Here is a 15251-nt window from a genome sequence, read left to right as displayed (position 1 = left end):
GGCTCAAGCGTCCAATTCGCGTGACAGAATGGTCGAGAACTCGTCCGCAAACGCTTCAAAGCCGCCCAAAATTTTGTCACTGTCTGCCGACAATTTGTTGTAGAAAATAACCGCAGGAATCGCCGCCAATAGGCCCAAGGCCGTGGCCAAGAGCGCTTCGGCAATACCAGGCGCCACAACCGCCAGATTGGTCGATTGCGCCAAAGCGATGTCTTCAAAGGCAGTTTTGATGCCCCAAACAGTGCCGAACAACCCGATGAAAGGGCCCGTTGAGCCAACGGTGGCCAACACGGACAATTGGCTGTTCATTCTTTCCGCTTCTTTAGAAATCGCCACATCCATCGAGCGATCAATCCGCGAGGCAGCGCCTGCGATCAAACCACCATCTGCGCGGTGCGACCGACGCCATTCGGTCATGCCCGAGACAAACACCCGTTCGGGCGCATTGGCCGGCGCGCCTGCGATTTTATCGAACAACTCATCAAGTGGTTCGCCGGACCAAAAGGCTTGGTCAAACACTGCAGCCGAAGACCGCGCCTTGCGGTAAAAGATGTGCTTTTGAATAATGATAGACCACGACCAAAAGGACGCGCCGATCAGCATCAACATCACGAGTTTAACGGTAAATGTCGCTTTCATAAACAGCGCCAACAAAGAGAAATCGATCTCCTGCGCCATCGCGAGGGTAGTTTGTTCCATGACCTGCTCTTTTCGCCTGTGCCGCTGTTTGCGCGGCTTGTTGTTAACTCATGATTTACCCTATGAGCAGGGCTCTCGCCAACACTTACATGTGTGATCTGCGTGATATACGGGGAAAAACGGTCAAAACCATGCAGGTTTCGGCCAGTTTAGTGTAAATTTCGGCGAATGTTTGCCGGCAGGCGTGTTGGCTGGCCTGTTTCATTCAAAGCAACCAGCGTGACTTGCGACACAAACAGGATCGCATCGGCGCGTTTGACGGTTTGATTGAGCACGATCCGCACGCCAGTGATGGCCTCGACCTCGGTCTCGACGATCAAATCTTCGTCGAATTTCGCGGGAATAAGGTAATCTGCCTCGACACGGCGCACAGCAAAAACGATGCCGTCATCGGCTTTCAGCGCAACTTGATCGACGCCCGCCTCACGCACCCATTCGGTGCGCGCGCGCTCGATGAATTTGAAATAGTTGGCATAGTAAACAATGCCCGCAAGATCGGTGTCTTCATAATAGACATGCACGGGAAATTTATGGATCACGTCGAGTCCCTCAAGCCGTTTTCATCAGGCTAAGCTTTGCATGTGACATGTGCAAGACGGGCATGTTTCGCCTTATTCCGCAATCAAACGCGCATAAAGTCGCAAGGCATGCGACGCATCACGCGCGGCACTTGGCAGGATCGGATCATAAGAGGCGCGCAACACATTGGCAACATCGGGTCGAATGACAGTGCCCGCTTCAGTCAAAGCCAGCGGGCTGTCTTGGGTGAAGACTGTGTCGGACCACAACAGCAGCGCTTGTGTGGCTTGGGACAATGCGATCACATCGGCTGGCACCTCGTCCATCGCCCCGCCCATGCGCACAAAAGTGAAACAGGCTTTGATCGCGCCAAAATCATCGAACCGAAAAGCGCGATATTGATGCGCATTGCGATCAATCAACATCTGCACGCGCATCTCAAGATCAGGGATCATCTCGCCCATATTAGGCACATCCAAGAGCTCTTTCCAATCCGAGAAAAAGAACATCATCAGGTTCGAGCCAAGCTCGGCGTCAGTCTCAGCGATCTGTGCGCCCGCGATGGCCACTGCCGCCTCAATGCTGCCTTTGATCACTGACAATGAATCGTCGGCCACGCCAAACACAACAGGCGCGATCGGCCGACCCCAACGGGCAAACACATAGTCACCACTGGCGCGGGTGAAATAGGCTTCGACCTGTTCTGGTGTAAACTCTGTGGCGGCATCGGTCATAATTTGGGCTCCAAATATTTGCCCCACTTCTTGTCAAAAGCGGCGGGTAAGTCCACCCCTTCAGCCTCTGCCAGCACCAATAAAAATCCCAAGACATCGGCCATCTCGTCCTCGAAATTGGCCCGCAGGCTCTCGCGGTCCGCATCAGCCCCACGCGCGCGGCCGTGCAGTTTCAAATAGGCCGCCGTGACCTCGCCCACTTCTTCAACCAATTTGCCAATCAAAAACAACCCATCGCGCTCAAGATTGAACCGATCGACATAGATATCATTGACGGTTTTGGCACGTTTTTGCAGCTCTGACAGATCCATAAGATGTCTCGTTTATTTGCCAAACATATGGGTTTGTTCCGGCTTTTGCGGCGGCTGCATCCCAAGGTGATGCCATGATTTTTGCGTCAACATCCGGCCGCGCGGGGTGCGTTGAATCAGACCTTGTTGCAGCAAATAGGGCTCGATCACGTCTTCAATCGCGTCGCGACTTTCCGACAACGCGGCAGCCAAGGTTTCCACTCCAACGGGTCCGCCTTGGTAATTTTCAGCGATCAGCAGCAAATAGCGTCTGTCCGCGCCATCAAGGCCCAGATGATCCACGCCCAAACGCGTCAACGCATTGTCGGCAATGGCGTGAGTGATATGCCCGTCGCCTTCAACCACAGCGAAATCCAACACGCGGCGCAACAGGCGGCCCGCGATGCGCGGCGTGCCACGCGCGCGTTTGGCGATCTCATGCGCGCCAGCGTCGTCAGCAGGCACCCCAAGCATGCGCGCACCACGGGTGACGATCTCGTGCAGCTCATCAGTCGTATAGAATTGCAGCCGCGTGGGAATGCCAAAACGATCACGAAGCGGCGTGCTGAGCAGACCCATCCGCGTTGTGGCGCCGACCAGCGTAAAGGGCTGCAATTCAATACGTACAGTGCGCGCCGCAGGCCCCTCGCCGATCACCAGATCGAGCTCAAAGTCCTCCATCGCGGGGTATAGAATTTCCTCAACAACGGGATTCATGCGGTGGATTTCGTCGATGAACAGCACATCACGCGCTTCCAAATTCGTCAAGATCGCCGCCAAATCACCCGCGCGGGCCAAAACCGGCCCAGAGGTCATTTTGAAGTTCACGCCCAATTCGCGCGCCATGATCTGCGCCAATGTGGTTTTGCCAAGCCCCGGAGGGCCGTAAAACAGCACGTGATCCATGGTTTCTTCGCGTTTGCGTGCGGATTCGATGAAAATGCGTAAATTAGCCCGCGCTTCCTGCTGGCCGATAAATTCGTCCAAGGTTTGCGGGCGCAAAGCGCGGTCCGCGTCTTGCGGCTGACGCTCAGGGCGCAGGGTCTCGTCTGGCTCAATAGGGTCAAAGGCGTCCATCTATCAATCCTTCGGCGCAAGCAGTTTGAGGGCCGCACGAATAAGCGTCGATGTCGTGGCCTCCGGCGTGTCCACAGCGGCTTGCGCCACAGCGCTGGCGGCATCAGAAGGACTGTAGCCGAGATTTTGAAGCGCGGACAGGGCTTCAGCTTCGGCGGCGACATTGGATTTCGCCACAGGCATTTTGACTGCTGTTTTGCGCGCGGGCTGTGGCTGGGAGGCCTCGATCACGTCTGCCGCATCAGAGGCATCCAGCGTTTCGGGCAAAGCGCCGCCCATGGCCATGACTTTGGGCGCTTTGTCTTTCAGCTCCATAATCACGCGCTGCGCCGTTTTAGGGCCGACACCGGGGGCAGCTTTGATCGCGTTCCAATCGCCCAGCGCGATGGCGCGACCCGTGGCCTCGGGGCCCAAAGTGCCCAAAATCGCCATGGCGGCTTTCGCGCCTATGCCTTGCACGGAGACCAGCAAACGATACCATTCTTTTTCGAACAAAGAGGTGAAACCAAACAGCTGCATAATGTCTTCGCGCACAAGCATATCGGTGTAAAGCGCCACAGGTTCGCCCATGCGCGGCATGGACATGCGGGTGCGCTCGGATACGAAAACGATATAGCCGACGCCGCGTACATCAATCATCGCGTGATCTGTGCCGATGTAATCGACGATGCCTGTGAGTTTGCCAATCATGCGCTTGCTTTCTTGATGGTGGATGGTCTGTAGCTGGGTGCTTTCACTGCGGGACGCTTGGCCGCCGCTTTTTGGATCGCATCGTGAAGGCGCGCGCCAGATTGCGCGTGATGCGAATGACAAATTGCGATGGCCAGCGCGTCAACCGCATCAGCCCCCGCCAATTTTGCCCCCGGCAATTGCAGCTTGATCATGTGCTCGACCTGTTGCTTGGCGGCGTGGCCGACACCAACGACAGCTTTTTTCACCGCATTGGGGGCATACTCGCCAATCGGCAGACCAAATTGCGCCGGCACCAACAGCGCAACGGCGCGGGCTTGGCCCAGTTTCAATGTAGCGACAGCGTCTTTGTTGACGAAAGTCTGCTCAACGGCGGCGCAATCTGGTTGATGCGTGTGGACCACATCTGCCAGCTGGTCAAACAGCGACAACAGCCGGATCGCCAGATCATCGCTGGCCAATGAATGACACACACCGTTTGCCACGTGCGTGATGCGCGAGCCTGCGACGTCGATGACGCCCCAGCCCATATTGCGCAGTCCTGGGTCGATCCCGAGTACTCGCATGTTCACCCCTGCTCTTGTTGCCTGCATTCTTATGCTTTTGTTTACGACTAGCACGAAACAAGAACATTGCAAACACCAATGGGTAAACCCAGCCTTTGACGCTTTCGTTTAACGTGATTGGTGATGGTGTAAACTGAACGAAGAAAAACCCGCGCCGGAGGGACGCGGGTTTTTTCGTGGAAAGGGTCAAGAACGGCTGTGGGGAAACTCGCCAGAACGTGCCCAAAGGAAATCGTAAATTAGGACAGAAACAGTTTGACTTGCGTTGCCATCCACATTGTGGCGGGATCCGCAGCCATCACCCAAGCACCAGCGCGCTCGAGGACTGTGCCTTCATTCAATAAATCGATGCGATCAGCATAGGTTGCTGCACCAAGAGCCGCCAGAACACCAACTTTGAACATTATCAGAGCTGCAATCGCGAAAAATAAACCCCGCATTGGGAAACGAAGGCCTGTGCGACGAGGACGTGAAATAATCAGCCCATCTTGGTTAACCGAATAGACTGCACCCTTGGCGATCGAACGGCGCTTTACCTCGATCCGAGTCAGTCTTTTTTCTAATTGCTGTGAACCCTCATAGGCCATTGCAACACCCTCATACCGGCCCCCACCGACAATGTCTTTATTGCGGCCAAATGTGGCAAGAATGGGGCAAAAAAGGCGAAAATTAGAAATTTGAGGTCAGTTTGAAGCACTTTTTGTCAAAGTTAAGGTGGACCAGTCAACAATCTGCTCATGATGGATAAGATTGAACCCGTTTCGTGTATAAACCTCAATAACATCAGCGGCTTGCGGATTGAGAATCCCTGACAGAATCACAGCGCCACCCTCTTTGGTATGAGCTGCGACGTCTGGTGCCAGCGCCACAAGCGGGCCTTTGAGGATGTTCGCGAAGACCAAATCAAACGGTGCTTTGGCGGCAAGCTGTTCATGGTTAAAGCCAGCGGCCTCAAGACAGATCACTTGATCGCCCAGATCATTGGCAACGACATTGCTTTGCGCCACAGCCACGGCCACTTCATCGATGTCAGACGCATAGGCCGGCGTGTCGTTCACCTTAGCAGCCGCCATCGCCAAAACGGCAGTCCCGCAACCGATGTCAGCCACATTGAGATAAGTGCCGCCTTGGGTGAGCAATCGATCAAAAGCGCGCAAGCACCCCAATGTTGTGCCGTGGTGCCCCGTGCCAAAGGCCATCGCCGCCTCAATCAAAAGACCGATTTTATCATCTGGCAATTTGTCCGCATCATGCGAGCCATAAACAAAGAAGCGTCCCGCCTCGACCGGCGCCAAATCGCGACGCACTTTGGCGACCCAATCGGTGTCAGGCAATTCAGAGATGACGAAATCCTTGGCGTCATTTGACGCCGCGATCAGCGCAAGTCTGACGACATCGGGCGCTTCAGTAAAGTATGCTCCCACTTCCCATAAGCCAGAACCGTCTTCGGTTTCGAACACGCCGACGCCAATGGGCTCAGGGATCAACGTCTCAAGGACTTCTGAAATCGCCTCGGCAGACAGGCGTCCGTTTGTTTTGGTAAAGGCTGTGAATGTGGGCATGGCGGCTCTCCTTTTGGAATTATCACCGCTTAAACAGTTTTGGTGCGGTTTGGTCTATGGCTTTTCTAATGCCATGTCGCAGCAGCCAAAAATTCTTTTACCAAACCTGAGCAGTGGACTGGCCGGTGGGCACCCTGCACGATGGCATGAACAGTTTATGTGAGCGGATTTATTTTACGCTTTTATTTTGAGCAATGAAGACAAATTTGCTAAATCACAATCCACATTGTGATGATTTTGTAAATCAAAGATCAAAACTCGATTTCCCGCTTGCCAATACCCATATTAAGTACCAGATAATAATATGTTAAGCGTTTTCTTTTGTTTGAATATTGTTTTTTTAACGAATTTAAAGTAGGCATAACCTCATGTATTACGACACTGCTACACGTTCGCGACAATATTTTTCAGCGTTGAATGTGGTATTTCCGTTCGGTATCGGTTTTTATCTGTGGCAAGTCATTTTGGAACAAGGATTATACCTTGTAGAAATGAATTCCGCTCAAAGCGACTCGTTCGGCCTTGATGTACTTGCGAAAGCGCTTATCTGGGGCAGCCCGCTATATGCTTTTTTTGTCTGCGCGGCTTTTATGGGTGCCGCTTGGTCCGCAGCAAAGGCTTTGAACTTCAGCCTTGGGCGACGCGTGCAGAACCTTAAACTCGGTGTGACCATGTTCATAGCGGGTCTTTTGCTGTCGTTTTTGGGCATTTTGGCAAATGTATCGGACAAGCCACCTTTTGACATTGTTTACCATCCCATCCTTGAAGCCATAAACAGATAGACAGTGCGCAAGACTGTCAAATCCGGCTCAATCTGACATCGTTCCCAAACCAATCGGACAGCTCACCCCAGTCCCGCCAATACCGCAGTATCCTTCAGGGTTCTTGGCCAGATATTGCTGGTGATAGTCCTCAGCATAATAAAACGTGGGTGCTGCCAAAATCTCAGTGGTGATCGCGCCATGCCCCGTTTTGATCAACGCGGGTGCGTAAGCCGCCTGACTGTCTTGGGCGGCTGTCATCTGCGCGTCGTTGGTGATGTAAATGCCGGAACGATACTGCGTGCCGCGATCATTGCCTTGGCGCATGCCTTGGGTCGGATCATGGCCTTCCCAAAAGGTTTTCAACAAGGCCTCAAAGCTCAGACGCGCAGGATCGAACACAACCCGCACCACTTCGTTGTGGCCGGTTTGACCAGAGCACACTTCTTTATAGGTCGGGTTTGGCGTGATCCCTGCGGCATAACCAACGGCTGTGTTCACCACGCCATCAAGTGACCAAAAAATCCGCTCGACGCCCCAAAAGCAACCCATGCCAAACAGGACAACTTGGTGGCCATCGGCGACGTCAGCTTTCAAAGGCGTACCGAAAACGAAATGGTCCTGCGCTGTTGCAATGGATGTGTCGCGTCCGGGCAAGGCTGTGTCAGGGGTCGCGGGCGTAGATTTGGAAAAGAGCGAAAACATATGCCGGTCCTTGTTTGATGTCACACACATATAGGGCGCGCGCCGCCAAGCACCAAGAGTTGCCACTAAGGTTCACGCAGTTGTGCGTCAAAGTAAACCTCCGCGCCCTCTCACGTCTACGCCTTAAAACGCCCCGTCAGCAAAGTCTCGTTCCCTTTGGATGGATGGCGCGGGATCAATAGACCCAATCCAAAAGACACCCCAGCCATACAAGCGGCAAAAATGAACACGCCTGACGGCGAGACGATCCACAAATATCCCAAAGACGCTGGCAAAAATACTGCCGCGATGTGGTTGATGGTAAAGGCCACGGCAGCCGTTGGCGCGATGTCTTGCGGGTCTGCGATTTTTTGGAAATAGGTTTTCAAAGCAAAGGCCAAGCCAAACAACATGTGGTCGACCACATATAATACAGAGGCGACCACAACACCCCAACCCAGCCAGTACAACCCGCCGTAGGCCAAAAACACCAAGATCAATCCGGCGTATTCCAGCAGCAAGACAAAGCGTTCTCCCCGCGCCCCCACAAGACGGCCCATCAAAGGGGCCAGCACCATGTTGATCACGAAATTGATCATGAACAGTGATGTCACTTTGTGCACATCAAAGCCAAATTTTTCGACCATCATGAAGGCGGCGAAGACCACAAAAATCTGCCTGCGTGCGCCCGCCATGAACTTCAAAGCGTAATACAACCAGTAGCGGCGGCGCAGCACAAATGTCTTCAATTGTGGTGTAGGCGATTCAAATTGCGGGAAAGCCACCAAGGCATAGATCGCAATAAGTGCGGTAATTCCGCCACCGACCATATAGACCAAAGCATATGACAAATCGAAGGCTTTCCACGTCAAAACCAAAACGCCATAGGCCAGAAGTGACGCCGCAGACCCAGTGGCCATCAGCCAGCCGATCACTTGTGGGGCGCGCTCTTTATCGATCCATTGCAGCTGCAAAGATTGATTAACGGTTTCATAATAGTGAAAGCCGATGGACGAAAGCATGGTCAACGTCAAGATGCCGCCAAAAGACGGGAAATAGGCCGTCAACGCCGTCGCAATCCCTAACATAAGCAGGGCGACTAGCCCCAATACCTGCTCACGAATGAGCATCAGCAGCGCGATAACGCCAACGGCCAAAAAGCCAGGGATTTCGCGAATGGTGTGCAGCCAGCCGATTTCAACACCCGTAAAATCCGCCACTTCGATCACGAAATTATTTAGCAAAGCACTCCATGTGTTGAAGGCAATCGGCATCGCGAAAGCCATCAAAAACAGTAAAAAAATTGGGCGACGCCAAAACGGAAAACGCTCGGCTTGGGATGTGGATATGACTTTTCTCATGCCAGTCGTTTAGGCCTTAAAGAGTGAACTGAAAAGATAAATTTCTTAACATTCGCCTCACAAGACGCCCGCTCTCATTGAGTTTAGCTTTTACGTGTTTCAAACCCTCGGTTTGAAATTGAATTCGAATATGCTTTTTCCTGTCGGCGATGACTTTATCGGCGGCTCTGGTGCGAATTGGGCAATCACATTCTGACATCTGAATTTAATGTGATCCAGATCAATGCGCGCAATCCCCCAAGCCGTCACGGTGGTCAAAACCCGTTTCAAGGACAGGGCTATGGACACACTCACCCTCGTAGAAAGCATCGGAGACGCGCCCACAGCCACGTTGTTCGGCCTGATCACCGGCGTCATCTTTGGCGTCTCGGCACAGCGATCACGCTTTTGCCTGCGCGCCGCCACTGTCGAATTTGCCCGCGGTCTAATGGGTCCCCGTGTGGCCGTCTGGTTGCTGACCTTTTCTACAGCCCTTGTCTGGGTCCAAGGGGCCGAAATGCTTGGGTTGTTTCGCGGATCAGACGCGCGGATCATGGCCGTGACAGGATCATGGTCGGGGGCCGTGATCGGCGGGCTGATGTTCGGCGCCGGCATGGTCTTGGCGCGCGGCTGTTCGGGGCGATTGCTGGTTTTGGCGTCCACGGGCAACCTACGTTGCGTCGTGTCAGGCCTGATTTTCGCGGTCACAGCGCAGATGAGCCTACACGGGATGCTCGCCCCTTACCGTGACACATTGGCGATGCTTTGGATCACACCGAATGGAGAAAACGTCAACCTGTTGAACGCTTTACATCTGCCGCAACACTCAGGCATGGCGCTTGGTTTGGTCACAGCCGGTTTGGCGCTGTACTTGGCAAAACGTCACCAGATCGGGCCGAAAACGTGGATCTTTGCCTCAGGTGTGGGCTTTTCCGTGGCGGTCGGCTGGATGCTCACATGGTCGCTGGCGCAAGTCGCCTTTGACCCCGTGCCCATCACCTCAGCCACGTTTTCTGGACCCTCTGCCAATACATTGATGTTCTTTTTAGACCGCAACGCAGTGTTAGAATTTGATATAGGGCTGGTTCCAGGCGTGGTGCTTGGGGCGTTTTTAGCATCCTTGACCGCAGGAGAATTTCGCTGGCAAGCCTTTGATAGCGTGCCCGTGATGCGCAGCGCGATGATCGGAGCTGTGTTGATGGGATTTGGTGCGATGCTGGCAGGGGGCTGTGCAATTGGCGCGGGCGTCACCGGCGGATCAGTCTTTGCCGCCACCGCTTGGCTGGCGCTTTTGTGCATGTGGATCGGCGCGATTGTGACCACGCATCTGTTCAAAATCAGACTTGGCTAAATCAGGCTTGGCTAATTTAGACGGGGCCAATTTAGACTGGGCTAGAGTGACCAGCTCAACTTACCAAAAGCTCTGCGGATCAATATCGATCTGAAGCTTGACGTTTTTGGGCAATCGCACCCCAGCGGCCCAACGGCTGAGCGCCCCTTGCAATGGTGCAGTCTTCTCAGCTTTCACCAGCAACCGCACGCGATGTTTGCCGCGCACGCGGGCAATGGGCGCGGGCGCGGGCCCAAACACCATCGCGCCAACTTTTTGCAAAGGCGCAATATTGCGCGCCATATCACTGGCTGCGCGAGAGACATCGCCCAAATCAGGCCCAGACAGAATGATCCCCGCCATGCGCCCGTAAGGCGGCACGCCAGCCATTTTGCGCTCTGCGGCTTCTGCCTTCCAAAAGCCTTCCTCATCGCCCGCCAAAATCGCGCGGATCACGGGGTGTTCGGGTTGGTATGTCTGCATCAAAGCCGTGCCACGTTTCTCGGCCCGCCCTGCCCGTCCGGCAACTTGGCGCATCAACTGGAATGTCCGTTCTGCGGCGCGCAGGTCAGACCCTTGCAGGCCCAAATCCGCATCGATAACGCCCACCAAAGTGAGGTTGGGAAAGTTATGGCCTTTGGCGACCAGCTGCGTGCCGATAATGATATCTGTGTCGCCATTTGCAATCAGTTTGATTTGTTCTTTGAGGGCCCGCGCAGAGCCGAACAGGTCAGAGGACAAAACAGCCACTTTCGCATCGGGGAATTTTTCGACGACTTCCTCAGCCAAGCGTTCCACCCCAGGGCCAACAGGAGCCAAACGCCCTTCGACTTTGCACGACGGGCACACGGTTGGCATCTCTTTCGTCTCACCACATTGGTGGCACATCAGGCGTTTCAAAAACCGATGTTCGACCATGCGCGCATCGCAATGGTCGCAAGCAATCTGATGCCCGCAGGCCCGACAAATGGTGACAGGGGCATAGCCACGACGGTTGATGAACAGCAAAGACTGCTCGCCTTTCTCCACACGTTTGTTGACCTCGGATACAAGTTGATCTGAAATGAACCGCGTGGCCGCAAGCGTCTCCACCCGCATATCCAGCGCGCGCATCTCGGGCATCACGGCGGGGCCAAAGCGGCTTTCCAGATCAAGTCGTTTGTATTTGCCAGCTTCTACGTTGGCCCAAGTCTCAAGGCTGGGCGTGGCAGAGGCCAAAACGACCGTAGCAGAACACAACGACGCGCGCAGCACCGACATGTCGCGGGCATTGTACAACACGCCCTCTTCTTGTTTGTAGGATGTGTCGTGTTCTTCATCCACAACAATAAGCCCCAGATTTTGATAGGGCAAAAACAGTGCAGAGCGCGCGCCAATTACCATCTGCGCGCCACCAGAACCGACCATTTTCCACACGCGGCGGCGTTCGGTCATGGTCACGCCAGAATGCCATTCGGCAGGTTTTGATCCAAAGCGCTCTTCGACGCGATCCAAAAATTCAGACGTCAAAGCGATCTCAGGCAACAGCACCAAAGCTTGGCGTCCTTTGGCCAAACATTCCGCCACGGCTTCCAAATAGACTTCGGTTTTGCCCGATCCGGTGACGCCTTTGAGCAAGGTTGTGGAATAACGCTCCGAGGCCACGGCACTGCGCAAAGCGGCTGAGGCTGCGGCCTGATCCTCGCTCAAAGTCTTGCCGCTGGCGTGGGGATCAAGGCGGGGGAATTCCAAATCGCGAGGGCTGTCTTGCTCCAAAACAGCACCCGAAGGCACCATGCCTTTGATCACAGCCGTGCCCACGCCCACATGTTCGGCTAGCTCTTTCAATGTGAACGACAGGTTTGGTGTTTCCTTCAAGGTCGCGATCACCCGCCTGCGCGCGTCTGTCTCGCGCGGCATCTCACCCGTACCAAGCCGGTACACTTTGCGCATCGACGGCGGATCAACCAAGCCCGGCACGCGGGTGGCAAGCCGCAACATCGCGGGCATCGGCGTCAAAGTATACGCCCCGACGCGGGTCAAAAACGTCATCATGTCGGTGCTCATCGGGGCCACATCCAAGATGTTCGAAATGGCACGCGCTTTGCTTAAATCAAAACCGCCGCGCCCGGTGCCCCAAACGCAGCCTAAAACCTTGCGCGGCCCAAGCGGCACCTGCACAAAATCGCCCAAATAGCAGCCGCCTTCGGGGGATTTATAGTCCAGCGGGCGGTCCAGCGGCTCGGTTGTAAGCACCGCGACCAGCGCACCTTGGGGGAAAAAATTGGTCTGCGTCATGGTCTTATTTCATACGGGGTTTGCCAGCCCCACGCCAGTGCCGCTTTTGCAGATAAGACCCTTTCTCACGGGCCTCGTTTGCGTTATTAAGACGCGAAAACTTTAGGTGTACAGAGGACTCCGCTATGAAATTTTTCGTTGATACAGCAGATGTAGATGCAATCCGTGAGATGATGGACCTTGGCTTTTGCGATGGCGTGACCACAAACCCGTCTTTGATCGCAAAATCTGGCCGTGACATTTTGGAAGTCACCAAAGAAATTTGTGACATGGTTGATGGTCCAGTGTCTGCCGAAGTTGTGGCGCTTGATTCCGCCACTATGATCGAAGAAGGCCGCAAATTGGCCAAGATCGCTGACAACGTTGTGATCAAATTGCCTTTGACACTCGATGGCCTGAAAGCCTGTAAAGTGCTGTCATCCGAAGGTCACAAAATCAACGTGACTTTGTGTTTCTCTGCAAACCAAGCGCTTTTGGCCGCGAAATCTGGCGCAACATACATCTCGCCTTTCATCGGTCGTTTGGATGACATCAACATCGAAGGTCTCGACCTGATTGAAGACATCCGCACCATCTACGACAACTACGGCTATGAGACTGAAATCTTGGCTGCATCCATTCGCACCGTAAACCACATTTCTGATTGTGCAAAAATCGGCGCAGACGTGATCACAGCCCCACCCGCCGTGATCAAAGCCATGGCGAACCACGTGTTGACCGACAAAGGCTTGGACGGCTTCGTCAAAGACATCAAAGCTGCTGGCATCAAAATTCTTTAATCAAACGCCCCCTCGACAGGGCTTAGAATTGATTTAACGCCTCGCAACCTAGCGGTTGCGGGGTATTTTTAATTTTAGGGGATGTAGCTTTGCGGACTCAAATCGCGACAGATGCCCCCAACACAGGTGGCATTTTCCTTGCGTAAAAAGCCCCAAACCGTCACATTACACGGCAAGAGACCGGAAAAATCCGGCTTATGTTTGAGGCAAAATAATTATGAGCACCCAAGTTCCCACGGCCCCCCATTCCAAAACGATGGCACCAATGGCCGAAGAGTTGCGCGAGAAAATCATTTCTGAACCAGATATGATTTTGGACGATCTCGATGTCATGCGCGCGCTGATCGCCGCCAACGAAAAAGGCAGCGGCAGTAATATCGTCGATTTACGCGGTATCGCCATGGACCGTCTTGAGGATCGTTTGGATCGTTTAGAAGACACTCATCGCGGCGTCATCGCCGCCGCTTATGAAAATCTGGCCGGCACCAACCAAATTCACCGCGCTATTCTGCGCATGATGGACCCGCTGGATTTTGAAACCTTCTTGCGCGATTTGGGAGGTGAAGTGGCTGACATCTTGCGCGTCGATGTGATCAAGCTTTTGCTGGAAACCAAGGTCGAAGACGAAGATCCGGTGGTGCGCAAATTGGGCGATGTTTTGGTCACGGCTGAGCCAGGCTTCATCGATACCTATCTGACACTGGGCCGTAACATCCCTGCACGCGATGTCACATTGCGCCAAGTCGCCCCTGACACAGACGTTATATATGGCGACGAAACGGGGTTCATTCACTCTGAGGCCTGTTTGAAACTTGATTTCGGTTCGGGCCGCCTGCCCGGCCTGTTGATCTTGGGCGCAGAAGACCCGCATATGTTCAAACCGACCCAAGCCACTGATCTTTTGTCCTTCTTCGCTGGCGTGTTCGAGAGAACCATGCGTCGCTGGTTGGCATGACCACGGCTGCCACAGGCGGGCTGACAGACGGCCTGCGTATGGCTGTTTTTGAGTGGCTTGACCTGCAACGCGCTTTAAAAAACGTGTCAGAGCACACCATCACCGCCTATCGCAGCGATGTCACCGGATGGCTGGCGTTCTTAATGAACCATCACGGCACGGGCTTTGGCACAGGCAAAATCGCCGACCTCACCATTTCCGATATGCGCTCTTGGATGGCGTTTGAGCGTGGACGCGGCGTGGGCGCGCGGTCCTTGGCGCGGTCTTTATCTGCGGTGAAAACATTTACCCGCTGGATTGCAGAACGTGACGGGTTTGATGCCTCTGGCGTTCTATCTGCGCGCTCACCTAAGTTTGGCAAAAAGCTGCCTCGCCCGCTTACCGCGGATGCGGCCCAAGACATGATTTCTACCGTTGAGCTGCAATCAACCGAGCCGTGGATCAACACCCGCGATGCAGCCGTTTTGACATTACTCTATGGCTGCGGATTGCGGATTTCGGAAGCGCTGTCGTTGACTGGCAAAGACGTGCCACTCAGCGACACCATCCGCATCGTCGGCAAAGGTAACAAAGAACGGCTGGTGCCTGTTTTGCCTGTCGCGCGCCGTGCTGTGGCTGATTATGTGCGCGATTGCCCCTTTGATTTGGATGATGACACGGCCTTGTTTCGTGGCAAACGCGGCGGGGCTTTAAACCCGCGTTTGATTTCCAAAGTCACAGAAAAGGCGCGGATGCAGCTTGGTCTACCGTCAACCGTGACGCCCCACGCGATGCGACATTCCTTTGCCACCCACTTGCTCAATGCCGGTGGCGATTTGCGTGCGATCCAAGAACTGTTGGGACACGCATCACTGGCCACAACCCAAGCCTACACGGCCGTAGATACAGCCCGCCTTTTGGAAGTCTACGATGCTGCACATCCACGTGCAAAAACCGTATAAACCTCACCTCAACTGCACCATTTGTTCACGCTTTTATCCGGCACCGT

17 protein-coding genes are annotated in these 15251 nt (G+C 54.2%); 5 read left to right on the top strand and 12 right to left on the bottom strand.

The genetic code is table 11. The features are described from left to right. Positions 1 to 3: 3 nt before the first annotated feature. From tolQ to WNY38_RS14885, 9 genes are all read right to left on the bottom strand, one after another. Entirely contained in the window at positions 4 to 699 is a 696-nt protein-coding gene (gene tolQ / locus WNY38_RS14925) for a protein TolQ (protein ID WP_342858155.1), read from the bottom strand. A gap of 149 nt (positions 700 to 848) precedes the next feature. After that, a complete protein-coding gene (gene ybgC, locus WNY38_RS14920) occupies positions 849 to 1238 on the bottom strand; it encodes a tol-pal system-associated acyl-CoA thioesterase (protein ID WP_342858154.1) in 390 nt (129 codons plus the stop codon). A gap of 72 nt (positions 1239 to 1310) precedes the next feature. Then, the gene (locus WNY38_RS14915; RefSeq protein WP_342858153.1) at positions 1311 to 1952 is read right to left on the bottom strand and encodes a hypothetical protein; all 642 of its coding nucleotides are present in this window, start codon (positions 1950 to 1952) and stop codon (positions 1311 to 1313) included. Next, complete coding sequence (locus WNY38_RS14910; RefSeq protein ID WP_342858152.1) at positions 1949 to 2263, bottom strand: hypothetical protein; 315 nt, start codon at positions 2261 to 2263, stop codon at positions 1949 to 1951. The genes WNY38_RS14915 and WNY38_RS14910 overlap by 4 nt, the downstream gene beginning before the upstream one ends. A gap of 12 nt (positions 2264 to 2275) precedes the next feature. Beyond that, positions 2276 to 3319 (bottom strand): Holliday junction branch migration DNA helicase RuvB, encoded by a 1044-nt coding sequence (gene ruvB / locus WNY38_RS14905; RefSeq protein ID WP_342858151.1) that lies wholly within the window; start codon positions 3317 to 3319, stop codon positions 2276 to 2278. Between the two features lie 3 nt (positions 3320 to 3322). Beyond that, the gene (gene ruvA, locus WNY38_RS14900) at positions 3323 to 4009 is read right to left on the bottom strand and encodes a Holliday junction branch migration protein RuvA (protein WP_342858150.1); all 687 of its coding nucleotides are present in this window, start codon (positions 4007 to 4009) and stop codon (positions 3323 to 3325) included. Then, a complete protein-coding gene (gene ruvC / locus WNY38_RS14895; protein ID WP_342858149.1) occupies positions 4006 to 4575 on the bottom strand; it encodes a crossover junction endodeoxyribonuclease RuvC in 570 nt (189 codons plus the stop codon). Before ruvC ends, ruvA begins: the two co-directional genes overlap by 4 nt. A 239-nt stretch (positions 4576 to 4814) precedes the next feature. Beyond that, positions 4815 to 5015: a hypothetical protein gene (locus WNY38_RS14890; protein ID WP_342858148.1), complete on the bottom strand. Its 201-nt coding sequence runs from the start codon at positions 5013 to 5015 to the stop codon at positions 4815 to 4817. Between the two features lie 243 nt (positions 5016 to 5258). Continuing rightward, positions 5259 to 6137 (bottom strand): 50S ribosomal protein L11 methyltransferase, encoded by an 879-nt coding sequence (locus tag WNY38_RS14885; RefSeq protein WP_342858147.1) that lies wholly within the window; start codon positions 6135 to 6137, stop codon positions 5259 to 5261. Positions 6138 to 6505: 368 nt separating this feature from the next. Here WNY38_RS14885 and WNY38_RS14880 point away from each other — a divergent pair, with 368 nt between their 5' ends. Continuing rightward, the gene (locus tag WNY38_RS14880; protein ID WP_342858146.1) at positions 6506 to 6919 is read left to right on the top strand and encodes a hypothetical protein; all 414 of its coding nucleotides are present in this window, start codon (positions 6506 to 6508) and stop codon (positions 6917 to 6919) included. A gap of 27 nt (positions 6920 to 6946) precedes the next feature. Here WNY38_RS14880 and msrA read toward each other — a convergent pair whose 3' ends face one another. After that, complete coding sequence (gene msrA, locus WNY38_RS14875) at positions 6947 to 7603, bottom strand: peptide-methionine (S)-S-oxide reductase MsrA (protein ID WP_342858145.1); 657 nt, start codon at positions 7601 to 7603, stop codon at positions 6947 to 6949. Positions 7604 to 7719: 116 nt separating this feature from the next. Beyond that, positions 7720 to 8943 (bottom strand): MFS transporter, encoded by a 1224-nt coding sequence (locus WNY38_RS14870; protein WP_342858144.1) that lies wholly within the window; start codon positions 8941 to 8943, stop codon positions 7720 to 7722. A 280-nt stretch (positions 8944 to 9223) separates the two neighbouring features. Here WNY38_RS14870 and WNY38_RS14865 point away from each other — a divergent pair, with 280 nt between their 5' ends. Beyond that, positions 9224 to 10273: a YeeE/YedE family protein gene (locus WNY38_RS14865; RefSeq protein WP_342858143.1), complete on the top strand. Its 1050-nt coding sequence runs from the start codon at positions 9224 to 9226 to the stop codon at positions 10271 to 10273. Between the two features lie 60 nt (positions 10274 to 10333). Here WNY38_RS14865 and WNY38_RS14860 read toward each other — a convergent pair whose 3' ends face one another. Beyond that, the gene (locus WNY38_RS14860; protein WP_342858142.1) at positions 10334 to 12529 is read right to left on the bottom strand and encodes a primosomal protein N'; all 2196 of its coding nucleotides are present in this window, start codon (positions 12527 to 12529) and stop codon (positions 10334 to 10336) included. 125 nt (positions 12530 to 12654) lie between these two features. Here WNY38_RS14860 and fsa point away from each other — a divergent pair, with 125 nt between their 5' ends. The 3 genes from fsa (at position 12655) to WNY38_RS14845 (ending at position 15204) form a co-directional block, all read left to right on the top strand. Continuing rightward, positions 12655 to 13308, top strand: coding sequence for a fructose-6-phosphate aldolase (fsa, locus tag WNY38_RS14855; RefSeq protein WP_342858141.1), 654 nt, complete (start codon positions 12655 to 12657; stop codon positions 13306 to 13308). Between the two features lie 217 nt (positions 13309 to 13525). Next, positions 13526 to 14263, top strand: a complete 738-nt coding sequence (locus WNY38_RS14850; protein ID WP_342858140.1) for a DUF484 family protein — start codon at positions 13526 to 13528, stop codon at positions 14261 to 14263. Further along, positions 14260 to 15204 carry a tyrosine recombinase XerC gene (locus tag WNY38_RS14845; RefSeq protein WP_342858139.1) on the top strand — a complete coding sequence of 315 codons (945 nt, stop codon included), beginning with the start codon at positions 14260 to 14262 and terminating at the stop codon, positions 15202 to 15204. The genes WNY38_RS14850 and WNY38_RS14845 overlap by 4 nt, the downstream gene beginning before the upstream one ends. The last annotated feature ends 47 nt before the right edge of the window (positions 15205 to 15251 follow it).

It is taken from the genome of Pacificibacter sp. AS14 (assembly GCF_038899935.1).
Classification (GTDB): Bacteria; Pseudomonadota; Alphaproteobacteria; order Rhodobacterales; family Rhodobacteraceae; genus Celeribacter.
The sequence above is the reverse complement of the archived record's forward strand: the minus strand, read 5'-3'. Positions and strand labels throughout refer to the sequence as shown.

Bases quoted from the DNA above. Each gene is read 5' to 3' on its own strand.
- WNY38_RS14870 (WP_342858144.1), bottom strand. From the start codon at position 8,943: ATGAGAAAAGTCATATCCACATCCCAAGCCGAGCGTTTTCCGTTTTGG.
- ruvB (WP_342858151.1), bottom strand. From the start codon at position 3,319: ATGGACGCCTTTGACCCTATTGAGCCAGACGAGACCCTGCGCCCTGAG.
- WNY38_RS14860 (WP_342858142.1), bottom strand. From the start codon at position 12,529: ATGACGCAGACCAATTTTTTCCCCCAAGGTGCGCTGGTCGCGGTGCTT.
- WNY38_RS14845 (WP_342858139.1), top strand. From the start codon at position 14,260: ATGACCACGGCTGCCACAGGCGGGCTGACAGACGGCCTGCGTATGGCT.
- fsa (WP_342858141.1), top strand. From the start codon at position 12,655: ATGAAATTTTTCGTTGATACAGCAGATGTAGATGCAATCCGTGAGATG.
- WNY38_RS14890 (WP_342858148.1), bottom strand. From the start codon at position 5,015: ATGCGGGGTTTATTTTTCGCGATTGCAGCTCTGATAATGTTCAAAGTT.
- WNY38_RS14885 (WP_342858147.1), bottom strand. From the start codon at position 6,137: ATGCCCACATTCACAGCCTTTACCAAAACAAACGGACGCCTGTCTGCC.
- WNY38_RS14865 (WP_342858143.1), top strand. From the start codon at position 9,224: ATGGACACACTCACCCTCGTAGAAAGCATCGGAGACGCGCCCACAGCC.
- WNY38_RS14910 (WP_342858152.1), bottom strand. From the start codon at position 2,263: ATGGATCTGTCAGAGCTGCAAAAACGTGCCAAAACCGTCAATGATATC.
- WNY38_RS14880 (WP_342858146.1), top strand. From the start codon at position 6,506: ATGTATTACGACACTGCTACACGTTCGCGACAATATTTTTCAGCGTTG.
- msrA (WP_342858145.1), bottom strand. From the start codon at position 7,603: ATGTTTTCGCTCTTTTCCAAATCTACGCCCGCGACCCCTGACACAGCC.
- WNY38_RS14915 (WP_342858153.1), bottom strand. From the start codon at position 1,952: ATGACCGATGCCGCCACAGAGTTTACACCAGAACAGGTCGAAGCCTAT.
- ruvA (WP_342858150.1), bottom strand. From the start codon at position 4,009: ATGATTGGCAAACTCACAGGCATCGTCGATTACATCGGCACAGATCAC.
- tolQ (WP_342858155.1), bottom strand. From the start codon at position 699: ATGGAACAAACTACCCTCGCGATGGCGCAGGAGATCGATTTCTCTTTG.
- ruvC (WP_342858149.1), bottom strand. From the start codon at position 4,575: ATGCGAGTACTCGGGATCGACCCAGGACTGCGCAATATGGGCTGGGGC.
- WNY38_RS14850 (WP_342858140.1), top strand. From the start codon at position 13,526: ATGAGCACCCAAGTTCCCACGGCCCCCCATTCCAAAACGATGGCACCA.